The 14614-nt window shown below is 67.5% G+C and carries 10 protein-coding genes; 7 read left to right on the top strand and 3 right to left on the bottom strand.

The features are described from left to right. Positions 1-390 precede the first annotated feature (390 nt). The 5 genes from ACWMMN_RS32040 (at position 391) to ACWMMN_RS32020 (ending at position 8522) form a co-directional block, all read left to right on the top strand. On the top strand, positions 391-1392 hold the full coding sequence (locus ACWMMN_RS32040) for an FHA domain-containing protein (protein WP_486423664.1): 1002 nt from the start codon (positions 391-393) through the stop codon (positions 1390-1392). Beyond that, positions 1389-5435 (top strand): TOMM system kinase/cyclase fusion protein, encoded by a 4047-nt coding sequence (locus ACWMMN_RS32035; RefSeq protein WP_486423663.1) that lies wholly within the window; start codon positions 1389-1391, stop codon positions 5433-5435. Before ACWMMN_RS32040 ends, ACWMMN_RS32035 begins: the two co-directional genes overlap by 4 nt. 33 nt (positions 5436-5468) lie before the next feature. Next, a complete protein-coding gene (locus ACWMMN_RS32030; RefSeq protein ID WP_174991736.1) occupies positions 5469-5813 on the top strand; it encodes a BMA_0021/BMA_0022 family TOMM bacteriocin in 345 nt (114 codons plus the stop codon). 16 nt (positions 5814-5829) lie between these two features. After that, positions 5830-6192, top strand: coding sequence for a BMA_0021/BMA_0022 family TOMM bacteriocin (locus ACWMMN_RS32025; RefSeq protein ID WP_059238242.1), 363 nt, complete (start codon positions 5830-5832; stop codon positions 6190-6192). A gap of 92 nt (positions 6193-6284) precedes the next feature. Then, a complete protein-coding gene (locus ACWMMN_RS32020; RefSeq protein ID WP_486423662.1) occupies positions 6285-8522 on the top strand; it encodes a TOMM precursor leader peptide-binding protein in 2238 nt (745 codons plus the stop codon). 119 nt (positions 8523-8641) lie between these two features. On the opposite strand, the gene ACWMMN_RS32015 is transcribed toward ACWMMN_RS32020, so the two are convergent. The 3 genes from ACWMMN_RS32015 to ACWMMN_RS32005 all read right to left on the bottom strand — a co-directional run bounded on the left by ACWMMN_RS32015 (position 8642) and on the right by ACWMMN_RS32005 (position 11090). Continuing rightward, positions 8642-9214: an AidA/PixA family protein gene (locus ACWMMN_RS32015; protein ID WP_059238238.1), complete on the bottom strand. Its 573-nt coding sequence runs from the start codon at positions 9212-9214 to the stop codon at positions 8642-8644. A 202-nt stretch (positions 9215-9416) separates the two neighbouring features. Continuing rightward, complete coding sequence (locus ACWMMN_RS32010; RefSeq protein ID WP_059238236.1) at positions 9417-9956, bottom strand: cytochrome b; 540 nt, start codon at positions 9954-9956, stop codon at positions 9417-9419. A 183-nt stretch (positions 9957-10139) separates the two neighbouring features. Further along, positions 10140-11090: a helix-turn-helix domain-containing protein gene (locus ACWMMN_RS32005; protein WP_174991738.1), complete on the bottom strand. Its 951-nt coding sequence runs from the start codon at positions 11088-11090 to the stop codon at positions 10140-10142. Between the two features lie 343 nt (positions 11091-11433). On the opposite strand from ACWMMN_RS32005, the gene ACWMMN_RS32000 reads away from it, so the two are divergent. Together ACWMMN_RS32000 and ACWMMN_RS31995 are read left to right on the top strand one after the other, a co-directional pair. Next, entirely contained in the window at positions 11434-13032 is a 1599-nt protein-coding gene (locus tag ACWMMN_RS32000; protein WP_486423661.1) for a GMC family oxidoreductase, read from the top strand. Between the two features lie 39 nt (positions 13033-13071). Beyond that, on the top strand, positions 13072-14562 hold the full coding sequence (locus ACWMMN_RS31995; RefSeq protein ID WP_059238229.1) for an aldehyde dehydrogenase family protein: 1491 nt from the start codon (positions 13072-13074) through the stop codon (positions 14560-14562). Positions 14563-14614 lie beyond the last annotated feature (52 nt).

Genomic DNA, 14614 nt, shown 5'->3' with positions numbered 1-14614 from the left:
CAATATCGTCTTGTTGCTTTGGCGTATATCTGGCGGAGGTTTGCGCGGATATGAAGAATTTCGACCCTTTTATTTTCGAGCTGGAATTTCTTCGAAAATGTAAAGCATTGCAATATAAGATCGCTGGCTGGGTATTCCGGTTGCGGTGCGTGATTTTATTTGGCAGGATTTTCATCGGGATGGATGGTTTTACAACAACAACGCGCTCGACAATTTAATTTGATGAAAATAACGCGCGGCGCCTGGACAACGATTTGAAAGGAAGCTGACCAGAAAACAGGTAACGAGGCGCGGACATTCGGCACGGTTCGCGATCATTGAATCAATCGCTTGCCCGGCAGCGTCGATGCGTCACTCGAGCGAACCGGGCGAATCCGACACGGGGCGGCCATGGCGATACTCAAGAACGATTCATCCGGGGAAGCATGCCTGCTCCGCGCGTATCACGTATTCGGCCGCGACGATGCACGCTGCGACACGGTCATCCGGGACGGGTCGGTGTCCCGTGTGCATGCCCATATCCGCTGGGTCGGCGGGCTGTGGGAACTGCACGATCACAGCAGCAACGGCACGTCGGTATCGGGCGTGTCGTTGCGCGACGGCGAGCACGCGGTGCTGCGGCAAGGCGACGTGATCCGCTTCGGCAGGGCCGGTGTGGTGCCCTGGCGTGTGGAGACGCTCGACGATCCCGCCGATACGCTGTGGCCGATCCGCGGCGCCGCAGCCCCGATCGTGCTCGCGCCGCGCCAGAGCCTGCCTGCTCCTGCCGCGCAACCGGTCACGATCGTTCGTTCGCCGGCCGGCGAATGGCTGTGCGACGACACGTTGCCGCCGCGCGCGCTCCATGACGGCGACGAAGTGTCGACCGGCGACCTCGCGTGGCGCCTCGACCTCGTGCGCAACGCCTCGACGGTGATGCTCGCCGCCTCCACCGTTCCGGCCGCGCCCGCGCAGTTGCTCGAATTCTTCGTCAGCCGGAACGAGGAGCACGTGCGCATGCTGCTGCATGTCCGCGGCGGCGTGGTCGACCTCGGCGAGCGCGCCCATCACTACAGCCTCGTCACGCTCGCTCGCGCACGTTCGGCCGACATGCAGGCCGGCTACGACGCCGCCACGCAAGGATGGATCGAACTCGACCGCCTCGCGCGCATGCTCGGCATCGACACGTCCCATGTCAACGTGCAGATTCATCGTGCGCGAAGCCAGTTCGCGGCCCTGCCGGGGCTGGGCGCGAGCCAGCTCGTCGAGCGCCGGCGCGGCAGCGTCCGCTTCGGCGATTTTCCGTTCCGGATCATGCGCGGCGAGCACCTCGAATGCCAGTCGGTGCCGGTCGCCGGGCCGCGTATCGGCGTGCCGCGTGCGGCGCCGGGCCCGGTTGTCCATTGCTCGTGAACGCGGGGGAGCCGGCCGTGTCGACGACCCTATCCCGCCCGCCCGCCGGGCCGGACGCCCCTGAACCGGGTCAGCATGCCGTGCCGCTCGCGGCGCTTGCCGGCAAGTGGCATTACCGGCTCGGCCCGCTGCTCGGCGAAGGCGGCAACGGCGTGGTGTTTCGTGCGACCTGCGACGAGACCGGGCAAGACGTCGCGATCAAGCTGATGCGAGACGATGCCGCGCTGACCGCAGCGGAGCGCGCGCGCCGGCGTGCGCGCTTCCGGCGCGAAACGAGCCTGTGCGAGGCGCTGCGGCATCCGAACATCGTTGCGCTGCTGGATCAGGGGGAGGCGCTCGACGGGCGGCTGTTCGCCGTATTCGAACTGGTGGAGGGCCGGACCGTGCGCGACCGGCTCGCCACGGAGGGGCCGCTGTCGGCCGTCGACACCGGGCGGCTGATGACGGAGGTGCTCGACGCGCTCGCGGCCGCGCATCGGCGCGGCATCGTGCATCGGGATCTGACACCGCAGAACATCGTGATCGCGATGGCCGATGACGGGCCGCACGCGAAGCTCCTCGATTTCGGCATCGGTGCGTTGCTGCCCGGTACCGACGACATCGCGCGCCAGACCGCCACGCTCGCGACCGAGGTGCTCGGCTCGCCGCCTTATTGCGCACCGGAGCAGTTGCGCAACGAGCCACCGACGCCGGCGAGCGACCTGTATGCGTGGGGCCTGATCGTGATCGAATGCCTGACGGGCGATGTCGTCATGCAGGGCGCAAGCGTGGCCGACATCCTCTATCAGCAGCTGAGCCCGGTGGATGTCGCGCTCCCGCCGTCGATCGCATCGCATCCGCTCGGCGCGGTGCTGCGGCGCGCCCTGAACAAGAATCCGCAGCAGCGCGCGGCGTCGGCCGACGCGCTCGCGGCGCAGTTTCGTGCGCTCAACTTCGCGGCGCTCGTCGGCCAGTTCGACGCCGGTCGTGCCGGCCGGCAGACGCGTTCGCGCCCGCCTGCGCCCCACGGCGAGACGATCGCCGCGGTCGGCGAATATCGCCAGATCACCACGCTGTGCTGTTGCGTGACGATTGCCGGAGAGGGCCCGCAACGCCATGCCGGCACCGAGCACGGCAATGCGCTCGACGGCTACGAGGCGCAGTGGCTGACGAAGTGCGCCGATATCGCGGTCGGCTACGGCGCGCACGCGGGCGGACGGCTCGGCGACACGCTGCTGTTCCATTTCGGTCTGCAGGGTGACATCGACCGGCCCGCACGCCGCGCGGCGCGGGCGGCGCTCGACATGGTGCGGGTCGCCGAGCGTGCCCTGCTACCGGTGCCGTCGGCCACCGTCGGCGTGGCCGGCGCAGGAGAAAGCTGGCGGGTCGAAGTGGCCGCCGCGATTCATGTCGGGCAGGTGCTCGCGCACGCATCGCACATGTCGGGCGCATCGACGTCGGCCGCGGTGTCGCGGCTGTTGCGGCTGGCCGGGCCCGGACAGGTTCTGATCAGCGACGACGCGCGGCTCGTGCTCGAACGGCATGCCGATTCCCGGCCGACCGCATTGCGGCTCGCGCGGGCGGGCCTCGTATCGCAGCCGGTTCATGAACTGCTCGGCGAGCGGCAGGCCGATACGCCGTTCGATTCGCTCGACGCCGGCATGCGGACACCGATGGTCGGCCGCGCGCGCGAGCTCGACGCGCTGCTGCGCGCATGGCAGGAGACGCAAGGGCGCCATCGTCGTGCGATGCGCGGCGAGCCTGCGCCGCTCGGCGTGCCGCGGCTCATTGTCGGCGATGCGGGCTTCGGCAAGTCGCGGCTCGCGCACGAGCTGTGCGAGGCCGTCCGGACCCGCGGCCACGCGTTCGCGCATTGCGGGTGCCTGCCCGAGCGGGAAAACCATGCGCTGTTCCCGGTCCTGCGGTTCATCGGCGCGCATTGGCATATCGAAGCCGATCGCGAGCCTGGGGCGGCGCTCGCGGCGATCGACGCGATGATCGCGCCACTCGATTGCGATCATGCGGCAGCCCGGGTCGCGCTCGCGACCTGGCTCGGGCTGCCTTGCGATGCGAACGGGTTCCTGTGGTCGAGCGTACGCGAGCAACATGCGCTGTTCGACGTCCTGGAACAACTGATCATGTCGCTCGGCAACGGCGCACCGGTTCTGCTCGTGGTCGAGGACGTTCAATGGATCGATCGCTCGACCGAGGCGTTTCTCGCGTATCTGCAGCGCTCGCCGCGCGCGGCGGCACTTTGCATCGTGCTCACGTCACGCCCCGACAAGCTCGCCCGCTGGCGCGGCGCGACCGACCGCCTGGTGCTGCGCCGCCTGCCGCGCGACGATGCGCAGCGCCTGATGTCGGCGCATCTGGGCACGGGCGCATTCGATCCGGCGTGGCTCGACCGTCTCGCCGATCGCACGGCGGGCATTCCGCTGTTCATCGAGGCCGTCGCGCGCGAGTTGGCGATGAGCGGCGCGGACGGCTCGCTCGCCGGACCGTGGGCAACGGATCCCGATCCGCTTCCGCTCAGTCTCGGCGGCATGCTCGGCCTTGCATTCGACCGGATCGACGACGCGCGCGACACCGCGCAGCTCGCCGCGACCATCGGGCTCGAGGTGGAGGCGCAACTGCTCGCCGAGGCATCGCCGCACGATCGGGCCACGCTGGACGCGCATCTGCGGCTGCTGCTCGAAGAGCGGATCGTGTATGCGCAACATCGACGCGATCGCGTGTTCTATTCGTTCCGCCATGCGCTGATTCGCGATGCGGCGTACGAATCGATGCCGCCTGCCGTGCGGCGCGGCAACCATGCGCGCGTCGGCCGTGCGCTGGTCGAGCAAGCCGATCGCGGCGCCGGTGCGCATGCGTTCGGCGTTGCCGGGCACTTCGCGCGTGCAGGCGCCTGGGCGGATGCGATCGCTCACGGCATCGACGCCGCGCGCCGCGCACTCGAGCGTTCCCGGTACGACGATGCGATCCGCTATGGACAGGCCGTGTTCGACTGGCTCGGCAATGCCGACTACGCGCAGCGCGAGCACGACAGCGCGCGCGTCCGCGCCACGCTGACGCACGCGACGATGGCGCGCTTCGGCTGGGCCGATCCGCAGGTGCGCGAGCACGCGGAGCTGCTGCTGCGGCACGTGCAGACGCTCGATGATCCGGAACTCGAGATCAGCGCGTTGTGGACGCTGTCGACCTATTACCACGTCGCAGGCGATCGTCCCACTGTGCGCGCGATCGGCCTGCGGCTCGATGCACTCGCGACCGAGCGCGGCGATGCCGGCGTCCAGGTCGCGGCGGATGCGATGCGCGGCATGAGCCTGTGGGTCGACGGCCACTTCGCGCGCGCCCGTACCGCGTTCGATGCGGCGCTGGCCGGCTACGACGTACGGCGCGATGCGGGCCACCGGCGCATCCTCGGGCTCGATACGCGCGCGTGGACGATGGCATCGCTCGCGAGCGTGCGCTGGTGCATGGACGACGACCCGCAGCCGGCGCTCGCGATGGCGCGCGACGCCGTGTATTGCGCGACGTGCCTCGACCATCTGCCGACGCTCGGCGTCACGATGATGTACCTCGCGCGCACATACCAGCTCGCAGGCGATCGCGACGCGGCGCGCTCGCTGTCGGAAGCGATTCTCCGCCTGTCGGATGCGCACCGGCTGCGTGCGGTCGGGCACTACGCGGCGATCATTCATGCGTGGGCGCAGGGGGATCGCGCGGGCGTCGTCGCGCATCTCGACGCGCAGCGGCAATCGGGCGGCCTGCTGGGGCTGACCTACTACGCGTCGCTGCTCGCCGAGCTGGATGCCGGACGCGGCGACTACGGTGCCGCGCTCGCGCAGGTCGGGCAGTGTCTCGCATGGTGCGAGTCGACCGGGGAACGGTATTACGAAGCCCAGCTGTTGCTGAAGCAGTGCGAGTACTTGCGCCAGGCCGATCCGCGTTGCGGCGGCGTGGCCGCGCTGGACGCGTGCCGGCGCGCAGTCGAAATTGCAACGGCGGCGGGCATGGGCCGGATCGCCAGGCTCGCCGAAGCGACGTTGCAGTCGTTGCCGTAAGCAGTTCCATTCGTCATTCAGGAGAACAGACCGATGAGCAAGGATCTTCGATTACCGACGTACGAACAGTTTCTCGAATACCGCGCGACCGTCATCCGGGCGATCGCCCTCGCATGGCATTCCCCGGCGTTTCTGCACGAGCTCGAGAACGATCCGGTCCACGCGTTGCGCGAGCATTTCGACTATCACTTTCCGTTCAAGCTCGACCTGAAGGTGCAGATCAAGTCGTCGGCGTGGACGCCGACCGTCAATGGCGACTGGACGGCCGGCCAGAAAAACAGGCTCACGCTGTATTTGCCGCCCGCGCCGGCCGACGAGGCCCAGTTCGCGCAAGCCCTGGCCGCGTACAACGCGAGCCACATCACCATCATGGAATGACTCCGGGGAAACCGACATGTCAAAGGACAACGCCAATCCGACGCTCGAATCGATGCTGGAGTTTCAGAAGGTCTATCTGCGCGCGATCGCGCTTTCATGGCGGGACCCGGCGTTCAAGGGCGAACTGCTGGACAAGCCGCTGGATACGCTCGCGAAATACTTCGGTTACCAGTGTCCGTGGATCATCGACATCGAGATCGCGAAGACCGACGGCGATCATGGCTGGACGGGCGACGGGAAAGGCGGCGGGAGCTGGAACCTGCCGCGCAACGTGATGACGGTCGGCATACCGGAGCAGCCGACGCACCTGGACGAGGAGGCCGTCGCGCTCGCAGCCTACTGCGACGCGGGGCCGTGTTACCTGTTCACCTGTTGCTGACCCGGCGCGGCTGAGCCGCGCACCGTTGCGCGGCCCGGGGCGGTTGCCCGGGCCGCGCAACGTTTTTCCGATCCGTCGCACGGAACCAGACGATGCTCGAAGACCTTTCGCGCGTGTTGCGCTTCAAGCCGCATTTGCTCGTGCTCGATGCAGGGCCCGAGACCCTGTTCGTCGTCGACGAATTCAGGCGCGCAATGCTGTCCGGCGCGATCTACGTACAGATTGCCGCCAGTGTGCGGGCGCGCATGACGATCGCCGAAATCGTGACGGCGCTGGCCGGCACGTTCGGCGAATGGGACGTGCTCGCGCGGCTCGATCACCTGGTGCGCCGCGGGTACGTGCGTGCCGATCCGCCGCACGACGACGACGCGGCGCGCGGCTTCTTCGAGCGCGCCGGGCTGGACGGCGACGCGGCGCAGGCGCGCGTCGCGCAACTGCGCGTCGCGGTGGAAACCTTCGGCGCCGACGGCGCGGCGCTGCGGCGTGCGCTCGATACGGCCGGCATCGCTGTCGTGCCGGATGCCGAACTGACGGTTGCGATCGCCGATACGCACGACCGCGACGACCTCGCCGCATGCGCCGCCCGCGTGACGGCGCGCGGCGGCGCGCTGCTGGTCGTGGCGGCGAGCGGTGTGCAGACGTTGATCGGGCCGCTGCTGGCCGGCGGCGGCGCGCATGCCGATGCGCCGTGCATCGAATGCGTGCGCTACTGGATTCGCATCAACCGGCCGGTCGAGGCGCTGCTGGCGCGTCATCACGGCAGCGGCGCGGCGCGTCTGCCGCCGGCCGCGTCGCGTGCCGGGGCCGCGGCGGCGGCGGCGCTCGTCGCGGCGACGGTCGAGCAGATCGCGGTCAACCGCGCGGTGGCGGAACGTTTGCACACGCATATCGTCGCGCAACGCATCGACACGCTGGCCGTCGAACGCCACCGCGTGATCCGGCGTCCGCAATGCCCGTGCTGCGGCAATCCCGCGTGGATGCGCGAGCAGGCGGCGCGCGCGCCGCGGCTTGCCGGGCATGCGCCGTTGGCACGCGCCGACGGTGGTTACCGGACCGCCGGTCCGCAACAGGTGTTCGAGCGCCACGCGCACCTGATCTCGCCGGTCAGCGGCGCGATTGCGTATCTGCATCCGATGCCGAAGCGGCACGCGGGCCTGCGCAAGGTCTATGCGTCGGGTTTTCTCGTGTGCCCGGCCGCCGTGCCGGAGAGCAACCGGTTCGACCGGATCTGCTCCGGCAAGGGCAGCACCGACGAGCAAGCCCGCGTGAGCGCACTGTGCGAAGCGCTCGAACGCTTCAGCAGCGTGTATCAGGGCGACGAGGCGACCGTGACCGGCAGCATGGAAAGCCTGCTCGCCGATCCGGCCGGTGACGCCGAACCCATCCACGTGAACGAACTTCAGGAGTTCAGCGATCGGCAATTCGACGCGCGCGACGCGATCAATGCATTGACCCGCGATGTTCGCAAGCAGGTGCCGCCGCGCTTCACGTCGCACGACGTCATCGACTGGACGCCTGCGTGGTCGCTCGTGAATGGCAGGCGCCGGCTCGTGCCGCTCAGCTACTGCTATGCGGAAACGCCCGGCAGTGCGCGGGCCCTGGCCGCCTGCGTGCACAACCCCAACGGCTGCGCGGCCGGTTCGAGCGTCGACGAGGCGATTCTGCAAGGCATGCTCGAGTTGATCGAGCGCGATGCGGTCGCGATCTGGTGGTACAACCGGGTCGCCCGCCCCGGCATCGATCTCGCGAGTTTCGGCGACGCGTATTTCGACGCGCTCGAACACGAATACGCGACGTTCGGATGGCGTGTGTGGGCGCTCGACATCACCACCGATCTCGGGGTGCCGACCGTGGCCGCGCTCGCGGAGAATCCGCAGGACGGGCGTTTCTCGATCGGCTTCGGTTGCCACCCCGATGGCCGGATCGCGGTGCAGCGGGCGCTGACCGAGGTCAACCAGTTGCTCGATATCGCAGCGGATGCACCGCATCCGTGGGATCGCGACACGCTGCCGGAAACCGGATTCCTGTATCCGGCGGCGGGCGTGCCCGCAACGACACGCTCGACGTGGCAGCCGATCGATGCCGCGTCGTTGCCGGCGGCGCTTGCGCATTGCACCGGGCGCATCGCGGCGGCCGGCATGGACGTGCTCGTCGTCGACAAGACGCGGCCCGACATCGGCTTGTGCGTGGTGCAGGTCATCGCGCCGGGGCTGTGCCATTTCTGGCCGCGCTTCGGTGCGCAACGGTTGTACTCGGTGCCGGTGAGACTCGGTTGGCGCGGGCAGCCGTGCGACGAAACGGCGTTGAATCCGGCGCTGCTGTTTCTGTGACCTGATCGCGGGCCCGCCTGGCCGGAAAGCGGCATGGGGCGGACCGGTTCGGCCCGCCCGGTATCGCCGGGCGCCTCGTGCGAAGCCTGCACCGGCCGTGTCGAGGCGCCCGTCCGGGATCAGCGGTTGTTGGCGGTGATGTACGGATCCCAGGTGACATAGCCCTTCAGTTGCGCGTGGCGGTCGTAGATGGCGACGACGAACGTGTAGGTTTCGGTGCCGGGCCGGATCACCGTGGCCTGCGCGTAGTAGTCCGCGCGCGGCTCTTCGTTCACGCGGTTGCTGCCGGGCCAGCCCGCCGCCGGGTAAGGCTCGGTGACGTTGGCGGTGAGGTACGACACCTCGCTCAGCAGATTGCCGCTGACCGCCGTGAAGCGATACATGAAGCACTTGTAGTCGGCCACGTCGGTCAACGACACGGTGCGCCAGCGGATCACGTCGTTGACGTCGGCCTTGATCCGCAGATTGCTGCCGGCTTCGCCCTGGTTCACGCCCTGCAGCGGGCCCTGGCCGTAGCCATACGCCGCGTTGGCCAGCGTGGTGATCATGTAGACGGTGTCGGGGTTGTTCCCGAGCGACGTGGGCTTGTCCGGATTCGTGCTGAGCACGTTGTTGTTCTTTCTCAGGATTTCGTCGACGTCGAACGCGGTCAGCACATCGATGATGTTGAAGGTACTCAGGATCTGGGACATGACGGTTCCTTTCACGCTTTATCGTTGAAGAACACTCGGCTGAGTGACGACGCTTGCGGCGTCTGAATCTCTTCCGTCCTGCGCAGCGTCGCTTGCGGAGACACCGGGCGCACGGAAGAGTGACGACAGCGTACGAAGGATCGATTCCCAAATCGATTACACATGCTTACAGCGCGCGTGCCGGCGCGTGTTCCCGTTCCCGTCAGATCCCCATCCGCCCCGCCACTCCGTCGCGATCGACGAACTTGTGTTTCAGTGCGGCCCCGATGTGCAGGGCCAGCAGCAATCCGAGCGTCAGTACGAGCGCGCGATGCAGCGCATCCGTCAGGAGTCGCAACGGCTCGTCGCGGCCAACGAGGATCGGCAGGTTCGCGATGCCGAAGAAGCTGACCGCGTGCGCACCCGCAAGGCGGTGCACGTAGCCGGTCAGCGGTACGAGAAACAGCAGCAGGTACAGCACGCCGTGCAATGCGCCGGCGATCCGTGCCTGCCACGCCGGAACGCTGCCCGGCAGCGGCGGCGGCGTGTGCGTCGCGCGCCACGCGAGGCGCGGCACGGTCAGCATGAAGATCAGGCTGCCGATCGACGCGTGATAGAACAGGATGCCGTTGAACTGCGACGAGTTGTGCGGAAACGTATCCATGTAGAGCCCGATCGACAGGTTCAACAGGATCAGGATCGCGATCGACCAGTGCATGGCGATCGCAAAGCGTGCGTAGGCGGTGTGGTTGGGCTGTGACATGATCGGTCTCGCGGAATCGGGTGGGGCGTCGCGCGCCCGCACGTCCGGCGCGGCGAACGGCGTGGCGACACCCGATGTACCGGCGCGGCGCCGGATTTATTCCCGATGCCGGAGAGGATCGCTGTCTGGCGTGGTTGTTACGGCATGCAGAAAGAAGGATGAAAGGCCGCAGGACGCGGCGCGTCACGCCCCCGGCACGGTGCGGTGCGCAAGCCGGTAAGCGCCGGGGCTGCATCCGAACCGCGCCTTGAACGCGCGGCCGAAGTGCGTGATGTCCGAGAAGCCGCATGCGATCGCCAGCTCCAGCAGATTCCGGTTGGTATCCGCCGGATCCTCCAGCGCACGCCGGCTCGCCTGCAGCCGGTATTCCTGGATCAGGCTTTGCGGCGTCTGGTCGGTCGCCGCGAGTGCGCTGTAAAGCGTGCGCCTCGACACGTTCAGCGCGCTGGCCAGCCGGTCCGGCGACAGGTCGGGGTCGTGGTAGTGATGCGCGAGATGGATTTCCGCATTCATGCGCAGCGTCGCGCTGCGCGCGTCGGCGCCGGTGAGCGAATCGCCGGCCTCGCGGCGGATCACCGAATCGAGCAGCATCAGCGTCGACTGTTCGAAGCCGAACAGGCTTTCCGGATCGTTCGGCACCTGCCCGTCCATCAGGAAGTGGATCGACTGCAGTGCCAGCCGCGCATTGCCGACGGTCTGGCGTACCTGGACGCCCGCGCGTTCGACGAACCACCGCCACATCGTGCTGCTGCGCGGCGGCGTCAGCGCGGCGACGAAGCGCGACGCGTGCGCGGATTCGATCCGGTACGGCTGAGTCGCGTCGTAGATCACCCATTCCCCGGGATTGACGGTCGACGTCGTGTGGCGTTGCGTGATGCGACTTTGCCCGGCGATCTGGAACAGGATCTTGTAGCAGTCGCTTTCGGTGCGCGCGGCCAGTGCGCGATCGCGGTCGACCCGGACGGCCGTGGTGTCCACCTCCGCCATGCGCAGCCCGCCCACCGATGCGACGCGCACCGACATCTGGAAAAGAGGGCCGGTGTCGTGAAAAACCAGCGGCAGGAAACTGTCTGCGACGAGTTCTCGCAGGTTTGCGCTGCCGTTGCTGGCGCTGACGACGAGTTCATGTGCCATGGCCGGGAGAGGGGAGGTGCCGGGAACGCACCAAGATTAATGCAAATGAAAAAAGCCGGTACGGTGGCCATGCCGTTCTGCACGCTGAAGCTAAAAGTGTGCACGGAGCGCCGAGGTATGCCGGCGGACCACTTCTAGAATCGGAACGCGGTCGACAAGCCGTCCGCGCATCGGGCTTTCGCCGCGGCGATTCCCGTCGCGCCGCAACGAACCGCACGGGCTGGCTCGCGCCATCAGGAACCATCACCGATTTTCAAGGAGACACCGCCGGAGGCCAGGCGACGCACGTGGCGGCACGACGCGCCGGCGAACGTTGCGCGGACGACGGCGGGCGCATACCAGGATGTCCGATAAAACTTTCGACTACATCGTCATTGGCGCCGGGTCGGCCGGCTGCACCATTGCGACCCGCCTCGTCGAGCGCCGCAAGGGCACCGTGCTGCTGCTGGAAGCGGGCGGGCACGACAAGGACCTGTTCATCCACATGCCGGGCGGGCTTGCCAAGGCCATTCCGCGTCACACCTGGCCGTATGCGGCCGAACCGTCGGACGACGTGAAGGGCCGCTCGATCGCGGTGCCGCAGGGGCGCGTGCTCGGCGGATCGAGTTCGGTCAACGGGATGCTGTACGTGCGCGGGCACCGCAACGACTACGACCGTTGGGAGAACGAATTCGGCTGCAAGGGCTGGGGCGCGGACGACATGCTGCGCTACTTCGCGAAGGCGGAAAACAACGAATCGCTGACGGCGCCCTATCACGGCAACACAGGGCATCTGCAGGTCACCGAGATCCGCTACCGGCATCCGCTGTCGCAGGCGTTCGTGCGGGCCGGCCAGCAGATGGGCCTCGATTACCTGGTCGACTACAACGGCGAGCGGCAGGAAGGCGTCGGGTTCTATCAGGCGACGATCTTCAACGGCGAGCGTGGCTCGACCGCCGCGACGTACCTGAAATCGATCCGGAACCGCCCTGAATTCAGCCTCGAAGTCGATGCGCTGGTCGAGCGCGTCGAGATCGAAGGCGGCCGTGCGATCGGCGTCACCTATCGCCAGGGCAGCCGTCGCGCAACCGCGAAGGCGCGTGCGGAAATCATCGTGACGGCCGGCGCGATCGGTTCGCCGAAGATCCTGCAGCTGTCCGGCATCGGGCCGCGCAGCGTGCTCGACGGCGCGGGCGTCGCGGTCAAGCACGTGCTGCCGGTCGGCGAGAACTTCCACGATCACATGCACATGTCGGTCAACGCGACGATCCGCACGCCGGTGTCGCTCTACGGCCAGGACAAGGGATGGCGCGCGCTCAAGCATGGCATCGAATGGAAGTTGTTCCGCTCGGGCATCCTGACTTCGCCGGTGCTCGAGGGGTTCGCGTTCGTGGATACCTGCGGGCAGGGGCAGCCGGACGTGCAGTTCCATTTCCTGCCAACGATCGATTCGTTCGACGACCCGATCGGCGTGACGCAGGGCAAGACGCACGGCATCACGATCAAGACGGGCCATCTGCAACCGCATTCGCGCGGACGCGTGACGATCCGCTCGTCGAATCCGGCAGACCTGCCGCGCATCGACGGGCGCTATCTGGCCGACCGCCGCGACGTCGACGGCCAGATTCGCGCGGCGAAGCTGGCGCTGAAGATCCTGCGCCAGCCCGCGCTCGCGGAGCACGTCGACGAGATCTTCTCGCCGGATTGTCCGCCCGATGACGAAGCGGGCATCGAGGACTGGGTGCGCGGCGCAGCGAAGACCGTTTATCACCCGGTGGGCACGTGCCGGATGGGCACGGATGCGGTGTCGTCCGTCGTCGATCCGCAACTGCGTGTACACGGCATCGCCGGGCTGCGCGTGGCCGACAGCTCGACGATGCCGAGCATCCCGAGCGGCAACACGAACGCGCCGACCATCGCACTCGCCGAAAAGGCATCGGACCTGATCGCCAACGCGGCTTGATCGGGCGTTTCATTCACATGGGTTTCCGGAGGCAGGCAAATGGCATTGGTGCAGATGCTGGACGAGGTCAAACGGTTTCTCGCGCGCGAGCACGGTCACTACATCGACGGCCGGGCCGTCGCCGGCAGCGGCGGCGAACGGATCGAGGTACGCAACCCGGCCACGCGCGCGGTGATCGGCTCCGTCGCGCAGGCGACCGCCGACGAGATCGAGGCGGCGGTTGCATCGTCGCATCGTGCGTTTCGCGGCGCGTGGGCGCAGGTGACGCCGGCCGATCGCGAGCGCATCCTGCTGCGGTTCGCGGATCTGATCGACGCGCACGGCGAAGAGATCGCGCAAATCGAAACGGCGCAGTCGGGCAAGCTGATCGGCCTGTCGCGCGCGATCGAAGTGAGCTGGTCGGCGCGCTGGCTGCGTTACTACGCGGGCTGGGCCACCAAGATCGCAGGCGAAACGCTCGCGCCGTCGTTTCCGAGCATGAACGGCGAGCGGTACACGTCGTTCACGTTGCGCGAGCCGCTCGGCGTGGTGTTCGGCATCATCCCGTGGAATTTTCCGGTGATGATTCCGGTGTGGAAATTCGGCGCGGCGCTCGCGACCGGCAATACGGTGCTGATCAAGTCGTCGGAGTTCACGCCGCTCACGATGCTGCGCATCGCCGAGCTGGGCACCGAAGCCGGCTTGCCGCCGGGCACGCTGAACGTGATCAACGGCTCGGGCAGGGTCGGTGCGTCGGTGATCCGCGATCCGCGCATCGCGAAAGTGTCGTTCACGGGCTCGGTACCGACCGGCCGCATCATCGGTGAGGAAGCCGTCAAAGCGAACTTCACGCGCGTCACGCTCGAGCTGGGCGGCAAGAACGCGGCGGGCTTCTTGCGCGATACGCCGGTCGAGAAAATCCTGGATGGCGTGATCGAGGCCGGGTTCCTGCACAGCGGGCAGGTGTGCGCATCGGCGGAGCGCTACTTCGTGCATCGTTCGCAGTTCGACGAGGTGGTCGAGAAGCTGAAGGCGCGGCTGGACAGCTTCCAGCCGTCAGACCCGATGGACGACGCGGGCATGATCGGCCCGGTGTGCAACGAGCCGCAATTTCGCAAGTGCCTCGACGCGTTCGACCTGGCGCGCGCGGACGGCGACACGATCGTCACAGGCGGCGGTGCCTATGCGCGCGACGGCTTTTACGTGAAACCGACGGTCGTGCTGCCGAAGTCGCTGCAATCGAGTGTGTACCGCAACGAAGTCTTCGGCCCGGTCGGCGCGTTCGTGCCGTTCGACGATGACGAAGAACTGATCGCGATGATGAACGACACGCCATTCGGGCTGACCGCGAGCCTGTGGACGAACGATCTCTCGAAGGCGCTGCGCTATGTCCCGCGCATCGAGGCCGGCACTGTGTGGGTGAACATGCATACGCTCGTCGATCCGGCCGTGCCGTTCGGCGGTGCGAAAGGATCGGGTATTGGCCGTGAGTACGGCTCGTCGTTCATCGATGCCTATACGGAACCGAAATCCGTCACGATTCGTTTCTGAGTCGAGCAAGTGACAGGCGCGTTGCCGGATGAAAACCCGGCAGCGCGCCCGC

Source organism: Burkholderia cepacia complex sp. TUM26381 (genome assembly GCF_057439935.1).
Note: the sequence above shows the minus strand (reverse complement) of the source record. Positions and strands in the feature narration are given on the sequence as shown.

Coding starts and splice junctions, on each gene's coding strand:
- ACWMMN_RS32030 (WP_174991736.1), top strand. CDS start 5,469: ATGAGCAAGGATCTTCGATTACCGACGTACGAACAGTTTCTCGAATAC.
- ACWMMN_RS32025 (WP_059238242.1), top strand. CDS start 5,830: ATGTCAAAGGACAACGCCAATCCGACGCTCGAATCGATGCTGGAGTTT.
- ACWMMN_RS32000 (WP_486423661.1), top strand. CDS start 11,434: ATGTCCGATAAAACTTTCGACTACATCGTCATTGGCGCCGGGTCGGCC.
- ACWMMN_RS32010 (WP_059238236.1), bottom strand. CDS start 9,956: ATGTCACAGCCCAACCACACCGCCTACGCACGCTTTGCGATCGCCATG.
- ACWMMN_RS32040 (WP_486423664.1), top strand. CDS start 391: ATGGCGATACTCAAGAACGATTCATCCGGGGAAGCATGCCTGCTCCGC.
- ACWMMN_RS32005 (WP_174991738.1), bottom strand. CDS start 11,090: ATGGCACATGAACTCGTCGTCAGCGCCAGCAACGGCAGCGCAAACCTG.
- ACWMMN_RS31995 (WP_059238229.1), top strand. CDS start 13,072: ATGGCATTGGTGCAGATGCTGGACGAGGTCAAACGGTTTCTCGCGCGC.
- ACWMMN_RS32020 (WP_486423662.1), top strand. CDS start 6,285: ATGCTCGAAGACCTTTCGCGCGTGTTGCGCTTCAAGCCGCATTTGCTC.
- ACWMMN_RS32015 (WP_059238238.1), bottom strand. CDS start 9,214: ATGTCCCAGATCCTGAGTACCTTCAACATCATCGATGTGCTGACCGCG.